Below are 7,305 nucleotides of genomic sequence, written 5' to 3'. Positions count from 1 at the left end.
GATCGGTGGGGTCGGGGAGGGCGTCGATGGTGAGGGTGCGCGGATCGGGGACCTCCAGGAAGCCCGGTTCGCCGGTGAGCTGGGTGGCCCAGATCCGGCCCGCGCCGTCGGCACCGCCGAGCACGATCATCGGTTGTTCGGCGAGGAACGCCGCGGCGACCTCCGGAACGGTCTCCCCGATGCCACCGAGGGAGAAGCGCGCCTGCTCCGCGAGCCGCGCGCGTCGCTGCACGGTGACCTCACCGTCGTGGTAGTCGGCCACGGCGTTCCTTTCCCTGCCGGAGTCGGTTCGATCAGAAGAAGCCGCAGGTGGGGGCGCCCGGGGTGGGGGCCGCGGACGGGTCCGCGCCGGAGGGGGCGTAGATCTCCAGGCGGGTGCCGTCGGGGTCGGTGAAGAAGATGCCGCCGGACTCGGCGCCCTCACCGTGCGGAACCACCCCGTCGTGGGCGAACTCCGTGCCCAGCCGACGGAGCACCTCGGCGGTGGCCTCCACCTCGTCCATGGTCCCCACCTGGAAGGAGAGGTGGTGCAGGCCGGGGGTGTCGGGCCGGAAGGTGCCCTCGCTCTGCTGCCACAGGGTGATCATCAGGCGGTCCTCGCGACCGAGGAAGGCCCAGCGGCGGCCCTCCTCCTTGCCCTCCGCCATGACCTCGAAGTCGAAGACCTCTCGGTAGAAGGCCAGGGAACGCTCCATGTCGGTGACGTTCAGACCCACGTGGCCGGTCTGGAGTGTCTGCGCCTTGCTCATGGTCATCACATGCCTTCGGTTGGGGTCGCGCTGCCGTTCGCAACCATTGAAAGAGACTTTAAGGGTTAGAAATGGCGTCCGTCAACCGGTGATCTTCACTTGGCCGGTTAGGGTGGAGGTGGAGCTGCCCGTGACGGAAGGACCGGCCCGATGACGCGAGCCCCCGAGACCGACGATCCCCGCCCCCTCACCGGCGAGCCCATGGCCATCGACCTGCTCAACACCCGCTGGGTCGACGCCACCGGCCCCCGGGACCTCTTGGCCTCCACCACCGGACTGGCCGTGTGGTTGAGGGGGTGGGCCGCCCGATTCCCCGCCGGTGACCCGCCGACCGCCGACGCGGAGACCCTGGACCACCTGCTGCGGGCCCGCGACGCGCTGGCCGCGCTGATCGACACACCCCTCTCCCCCGCGCCGGGGGCGATCGCCGAACTCAACGCCGTCCTGGCGCGGGGCCGGATCCGCCGGAACCTCACCCCCGGGGGCCCGGAGGACGTCATCGAGGTGGACTCCCCCTCCTGGCTGCCGGCCTGGGCGGCGGCGGAGGACTGGCTCCGGCTGCTCGCGGATCGTCCCGAACGCATCCGCCCCTGCGCCGGCTCCGAGTGCGTGCTGCACTTCCACGACACGTCCAAGAACGGCACCCGCCGCTGGTGCTCCATGGCCGGGTGCGGCAACCGGGCCAAGGCCCGGCGCCATCACGCCCGCAGGCGTCCCGAACACGACTGACCCGGCCCGGGGCGCCCGCGGGGGGGGCGTCCCGGACCGGGTCGGCTCGGACCGGGTCGGGTCGGGTCGGGTCGGGTCGGGTCGGGTCGGGTCAGATGGTCGCCGGGGCGTCGATCCGGTACACCGGCCCACGGGCCCCGGCGGATCGCTCCCGCAGCTCCGCCCGGCGGGTCTTGCCCGAGGAGGTGCGCGGCAGCTCGGTGACGAACTCCACCACCCGCACCCATTTCTCGGGCGGCAGCTCGGAGCGCACCGCGGCGAAGAGCGCGTGCGCGGTCCCGGGACCCGCGGCGTGGCCCGGCGCCGGTACGACACACGCCTTCGGCACCCACAGACCGATGGGGTCGGGGACGGGAACCACCGCCGCGTCCGCCACCGCCGGGTGGGCCAACAGCACGGTCTCCAACTCGCGTGGCGAGATCCGGTGGTCGAAGGACTTGAACATGTCGTCCGCCCGCGCCACGTGGGTCAGGTTGCCGTCGGGGGCCCGCACGGCGAGATCACCGGTGCGGTAGCGGCCCCCCGCCATGGCCCGGGCGGTGCGCTCCGGATCACCCGCGTACCCGCGCATCAACCCCAGCGGACGTTCCGACAGATCCAGGCAGATCTCGCCCGGCTCGCCGTCCGGCACGGGCAGGTCGGTCTCCGGATCCACCAGCGTGATCCGGTAGCCCGGCAACGGCACCCCCATGCTGCCGGGAACCGGGACCCGCCCGGGCGGGTTGCCGATCTGCCCGGTGGTCTCGGTCTGCCCGTACCCGTCGCGCAGCGACAGGTCCCAACGGCGCGCCACCTCCCGCACCACCGACGGCTCCAGGGGTTCCCCCGCCGCCACCGCCTCGCGCAGCGCCGGCGGTCGGTCCCCCAGCCCGGCGGTCACCAGGGCGCGCCACACGGTCGGCGGCGCGCAGAAGGTGGTCACCCCCCGATCGCGGAGCACCTCCGACACCCGCCGGGGAGTGCTCCCGGCGGCGTCCAGGGCCACCACGGTGGCCTCCGCGTTCCACGGCACGAAGAACGAACTCCAGGCGTGCTTGGCCCACCCGGGCGCCGAGATGTTGAGGTGCACGTCCCCGGGGCGGACACCGTTCCAGTACATCCCGGAGAGGTGACCCACCGGATAGCTCAGGTGGGTGTGCTCCACCATCTTGGGCGCGGAGGTGGTTCCGGAGGTGAAGTAGCGGAACAACGGGTCCTCGCCCCGGGTGACCCCGTCCGGGACGAATCGGGGATCGGCCCCGAGGAAGTCCTCGTACCGCAACCAGCCGCGCGCCGGGCCCCCCACGCCGATACCGACCCACTCCCCCGGCACCCCGGCGAACCGTTCGGAGAGCGCCGCCTCCGCGATCACGTACCGCACCTCACCGCGCAGGACCCGGTCCCGCAGCTCGGCCGGGGTCGCCGTGGTGTAGGTCGGGACGAGCACGGCGCCGAGCTTGATCGCGGCCAGCATCGACTCCCACACCGGTTCGCGGTTGTCGAGCATCAGCAGGACGGGATCGCCCCGCTCGACACCGATCGACCGCAACCAGTTGGCCAGGCGGTCCGAACGCTCGGAGAGCTCGCCGAAGCCGAGGATCCGGTCGGTCTCCGGCCCGCCGGCACCCACCAGGCGCAGGGCGGGACGCTCCGGCCCCTCGCCCAGCGTGTCGAACCAGTCCAGGGCCCAGTTGAAAAGCGGGAGTTCCGGCCGGCGGAACTCCGCGACGGCCGCCTCCCAGTCGGTCCGGTGGCGCAACAGGACGTCCCGGGCCGCGCGGAAGACCTCCCCGGGGGACATCGCGCTCACGCCGCCCCACCCCGCTCGACGACGGGGGCACCGGACACGACCCGGCCGTGAACGGCGACCGGCTCCGGGGCCACCGGGGACCCGCCCGCCGGGGGAAGCGGACGCAGCGCGTCCACCGCGATGGAGTCGGCGTCCCGGTGGAACAGGGTGCGCACCCCCGGGCGTCCGGAGCCCACCTGGGTGAACCACCGGGTGTGTTCGGTGGGGATGCCCAGGGCGTACAGGTCGGGCAGGGCCCGTCCGCTCGCGTCCACCACCCGGAACGGCGCCGGTGTGACCTCCATGCCTCCCGTCAGGTGGGTCTCCCCGTCGGGACCGGTGATCCCGTACCTCCGGATCACCCCTTCGTCGAGCAGCTGCCGGATGAGGGGGGAGGTGTCCCGACCGAGGTCCGGCTCCGGTATGCGGGCGTCCACCAGGGCCCTCACCCACCGGGCCGACCCCGCCACCCGGGGGGAGTCCACCCGGAAGGCCCCCGCCTTCCCGTCGGCGACGAAACGGGTGTGCGGGCCGACGATCTCGACCACGCCCGCCCGGATGAGCGCCCGCAGCTGCTCCACCCGGTACATCGGCGGACCGGCCGAGAGCAGGGCGTTGACGGGCAGGAAACCGCCCCGGAAGTCCTCCACGTGGGAACGCGGCAGCAACCCTCCGTGGTCCACCGCCTCGCGCACCATGTTGCGGATGTCCCGCAGCACGTCCAGTGCCGCCTTCAGCGGGCCGTCCACCGTGCCGAGGGCCGCCTCCCGCAGATCCTCGTCCATGACCTCCAGCACCCGGGCCCGGAACGCCGCGGGCGAGTCGAACTCCTCGTCACCGAACGGCCTGGCCAGCGCCCACGGGTCGAGCGGGGGAAGGTCCGCCAGTCCCGCGCGGGCGAGAAGCGGCTCGCACGGCTTCCCGGACCGGAGGGCCTCGGCGTGCTCACGGGCGAACTCCGCGGCCGCCGCCTCCCCCCGCATCGCCCGCACCCGGGTGACCCGGTGCACGTGCTCGACCTCCCGCAACAGCAGGGGCAGGACGTCCTCGGCGAAGTCCAGTTGACCGCTGCCGGTCGCCGCGCGACGACGATCGCGGGCCGAGGCCAGGGCCTCCCGGGTGAGGAAGAGCGGACGGTGGGCGTGCGAGGGCTCCTTCTGGTTCCGGCCCCGGGCCGGGATGGGCAGCCCGCTGCGCGAGCCGGCGACGATGAACGGTTCCCGCCCACCGGACCGGTAGACCGTCTCCCCGTCGGCGTCCCGCTCGAAGCGACCGCCGCGGCCGACCGTGAGGGAGAGCATCACGTCGTAGAAGGAGAGCCCCAGGCCCCGGATGCCCACCGTGCCGCCCGGGGGGATGCTCTCCTCCCCGAGGTCCATGTCGGCCGCCGAGTCCCCGCACACGTACCGGACACCCGGGGTACGGGCCGCGAACTCCACCATCCCCCTCTCGTGCTCGGCGGGGGCGTTGACCGGATGCCCGGTGGCCAACACCACCCGGTCCGCCTCCAGGAGGTGCGGAGCGGTGTCGAGACTCAGCAGGTAGCCGCCCTCCGGCCCGCCGCGCAGAGCGGTGACCCGCCCGGTGACGGGGATCAGCTCCACGTGGGGAGGGAGGTGGCGGACGACGGTCGCGTACACATCGGCCAGGTAGTGGCCGTAGAGGACCCGGGGGGCGTAGTCGTCGGGACCCAACGGCTCCCCGCCCCGGCGGGCACGCTCGGCCACCCACTGCCCGAGCGACGGCCCGGCTCCGGGCCTGGTCGGGCCCCCGTCGGGTTCCCCGGAGTACATGGTCACCTGGCTGACCACCGTGTTCATGGTGAACCAGGGGTCCTGGTCGGTGCGCCACACCCGCCCGGCGCCGACCTCGACGGCGTCGATCAGATGAATCCTGACCGGACGGGGCACGGTGCCGTCTCCGGCCCCCCGGGCCTCCTCCGCCGTTCGAACGGCGAGGCGTTCGAGGACGGAGATGCCGCGGGGGCCGCTGCCGATGACGGCCAGGACGAGAGGAGGACGGGGCGAGGGAAATCCGGACACGATGGCTTCCTGTCGTCGGGAAGGGACGGAACGAATCGGGAGGGTCCGGCTCAGGCCGGGAGACCGGCGTCGGGGGCCGACGCGCCGGTGGTCAGGGCCATGCGGTCGAAGCGCTCGCGGGTGTGCGAGAGCATGCCGAGGAGATCGTCGGCACGCAGGACCGAGTGCCCGGGGGCGGGAGAGGCGGTGATCGGCATGGAGCCCGTGGAGTGCCACTGGAGACTGCCGCGGGAGTCGATGTGGGCACGGGTGCGCTGGGCGTTGTCGGCGTGCAGGCAGTAGGGCACGTCGAGCACCCCGGCGCGAAACGCCTTGATCAGTGCTCGTCCGATGTCGGCGTCCAGATCCAGGACGGCGTCCACCAGGGTCCGTGCCTCCGCCAGGACACCGAACTCCCCCTCCGGGGGCGCCGTTCGCCCCCCGGCCGCGGCGGCCGCGGCGGCGGCCTCCTCCAGGGCGTGGACGTTGTCCTCGACGGTGGGGATGCGGTGTGCCTCGGCCGAGGTCTTCACGATCATGCGCTCGGTGCCGGTGACGGCGGCGAGTCGGGCGCTGTCCCGCAGCAGTTCCAGCGCGCCGGCCGTGGTGCTGGGGAAGACCCCCATGTAGGTGTAGAGGACGATGTGCCGGTCCAGGTCGGCCAGGTGCTCGTCGGCGAGGGTGCGCAGCGCGTGCAGTGCCTCGATGTCCTGGCCCCGATGGGTCTGTTGGGCGTAGCTGAGCGAGACGCTCCGCATCCCGTGCCGGCGGAAGAAGATCCCCTCCAGCACGGAGAGGGCGACCAGCAGCGAGGGCGGACAGAGCTGCCCCAGCATGCACCCGCCGAAGCTCTCCAGATGGGTTCCGGGCCGGGAGGCGAGCAGTTCGCAGCTGCGCGCCCACGCGTCGACCGAGTCCCGCAGGGGGGTCCTGCTGTAGGGCAGGCAGTAGGAGACCGGGCCGCCCTCGGTCGCGTCGAGCCCCGCCGCGAGCAGGGCACGGACGATGTGGCGGGGATCGGGGGAACCGTGGCGCACCTGCACCGCGAAGCCGTCGCCGAGGAGGTCGGCCACCAACTCGCGTGTGGTGTCGGGCCCGTGGGCGACGATCGGGTAGCCGTTGAGATCCGCCCCCTCCTCCAGCGCCCGCCGGGCGGACGCGAGGTCGCCCACCCGGGTGTAGCTGTCGATGGTGAGCGTGCCGACGGTGTGCGCGCGGGCCGCCCGCACGGCCTCCAGACCCCGTCTCATGCGGGTGGTGTCCGCGAACCCCATCCGGGGCTGCACCACCAGCCTTCCCGCCCGGCGGGCGGTGTGGACGGCGGCGGCGAAGGAGCCGGGCAGGGGATCCCGGGTACGGGGAACGCTCACCGGAGGGCGGGGGCGGCCAGGGCCGGTACGGAGCTCCCGGCGAGGTAGCGACGGAATTCGGTGATCCCCGCGCCGTCCTCGAACACCGCGTCGAAGCCGGCCTCCATCAGGGCGGGCCCGTGGAAGTCGCCGTCGGTCCCGCGCACGCCGAGCTTGCCCCCGATGACGACCCGGAGGTCCCGCAGGTCGGGCTGCTCCCGCAGCCTGCGGACCATGCGGGCGCCGTCCAGCGCCCCGTGGCCGTTGACACTGCTGATGACGACCATGTCGGGTCGGACCCGCCGGCACTCCTCGATCAGCAACTCGTCGGGGACGCAGGAGCCGATGTTGGTCACCTCGTGCCCCATCTCCTCCAGGAGGAGTTGGAGGAAGACGAGGTTCCAGGTGTGCGAGTCGGAGGAGACGCTGGAGACGAGGACGCGACTCGCGCACGACCCGGGCCCGGGGAGCCCGGGGGAAAGCTGATCGGGCTCGCCCGAGCCGGTTGCCGGAAGGGGGTGGGAAATCGGTGCGGACACGACGGAATCTCCTTCGGATCGAAGGTAGCCGTTGAGATCCGCCCCCTCCTCCAGCGCCCGCCGGGCGGACGCGAGGTCGCCCACCCGGGTGTAGCTGTCGATGGTGAGCGTGCCGACGGTGTGCGCGCGGGCCGCCCGCACGGCCTCCAG

At 73.2% G+C, this 7,305-nt stretch carries 6 protein-coding genes and 1 pseudogene; 1 reads left to right on the top strand and 6 read right to left on the bottom strand.

Features of this window, described 5'->3' with window-relative positions; translation table 11 throughout:
- Together FOE67_RS11120 and FOE67_RS11115 are read right to left on the bottom strand one after the other, a co-directional pair.
- Positions 1–262, bottom strand: a pseudogene (locus tag FOE67_RS11120) (pyridoxamine 5'-phosphate oxidase family protein); the annotation flags it as partial.
- 31 nt (positions 263–293) lie between these two features.
- Positions 294–749: a VOC family protein gene (locus FOE67_RS11115; protein WP_182663113.1), complete on the bottom strand. Its 456-nt coding sequence runs from the start codon at positions 747–749 to the stop codon at positions 294–296.
- Between the two features lie 150 nt (positions 750–899).
- Between FOE67_RS11115 and FOE67_RS11110 the strand changes: the two genes are divergently transcribed.
- The gene (locus FOE67_RS11110; protein WP_182663111.1) at positions 900–1,478 is read left to right on the top strand and encodes a CGNR zinc finger domain-containing protein; all 579 of its coding nucleotides are present in this window, start codon (positions 900–902) and stop codon (positions 1,476–1,478) included.
- Between the two features lie 91 nt (positions 1,479–1,569).
- Here the strand turns inward: FOE67_RS11110 and FOE67_RS11105 are convergent, their stop codons facing one another.
- The 4 genes from FOE67_RS11105 to FOE67_RS30345 form a co-directional block, all read right to left on the bottom strand.
- Complete coding sequence (locus tag FOE67_RS11105; protein WP_438874206.1) at positions 1,570–3,267, bottom strand: AMP-binding protein; 1,698 nt, start codon at positions 3,265–3,267, stop codon at positions 1,570–1,572.
- Complete coding sequence (locus tag FOE67_RS11100; protein WP_182663109.1) at positions 3,264–5,288, bottom strand: FAD/NAD(P)-binding protein; 2,025 nt, start codon at positions 5,286–5,288, stop codon at positions 3,264–3,266. The genes FOE67_RS11105 and FOE67_RS11100 overlap by 4 nt, the downstream gene beginning before the upstream one ends.
- A gap of 50 nt (positions 5,289–5,338) precedes the next feature.
- Entirely contained in the window at positions 5,339–6,637 is a 1,299-nt protein-coding gene (locus tag FOE67_RS11095) for a methylaspartate mutase (protein ID WP_182663107.1), read from the bottom strand.
- On the bottom strand, positions 6,634–7,305 hold a 672-nt coding region (locus FOE67_RS30345; protein ID WP_323384708.1), incomplete at its 5' end, for a cobalamin B12-binding domain-containing protein. The genes FOE67_RS11095 and FOE67_RS30345, both read right to left, overlap by 4 nt.

This window comes from Streptomyces calidiresistens (assembly GCF_014141525.1).
GTDB lineage: Bacteria > Actinomycetota > Actinomycetes > Streptomycetales > Streptomycetaceae > Streptomyces > Streptomyces calidiresistens.
This window is presented reverse-complemented; position numbering and strand designations above follow the sequence as displayed.

Coding starts and splice junctions, on each gene's coding strand:
- FOE67_RS11110 (WP_182663111.1), top strand. CDS start 900: ATGACGCGAGCCCCCGAGACCGACGATCCCCGCCCCCTCACCGGCGAG.
- FOE67_RS11115 (WP_182663113.1), bottom strand. CDS start 749: ATGAGCAAGGCGCAGACACTCCAGACCGGCCACGTGGGTCTGAACGTC.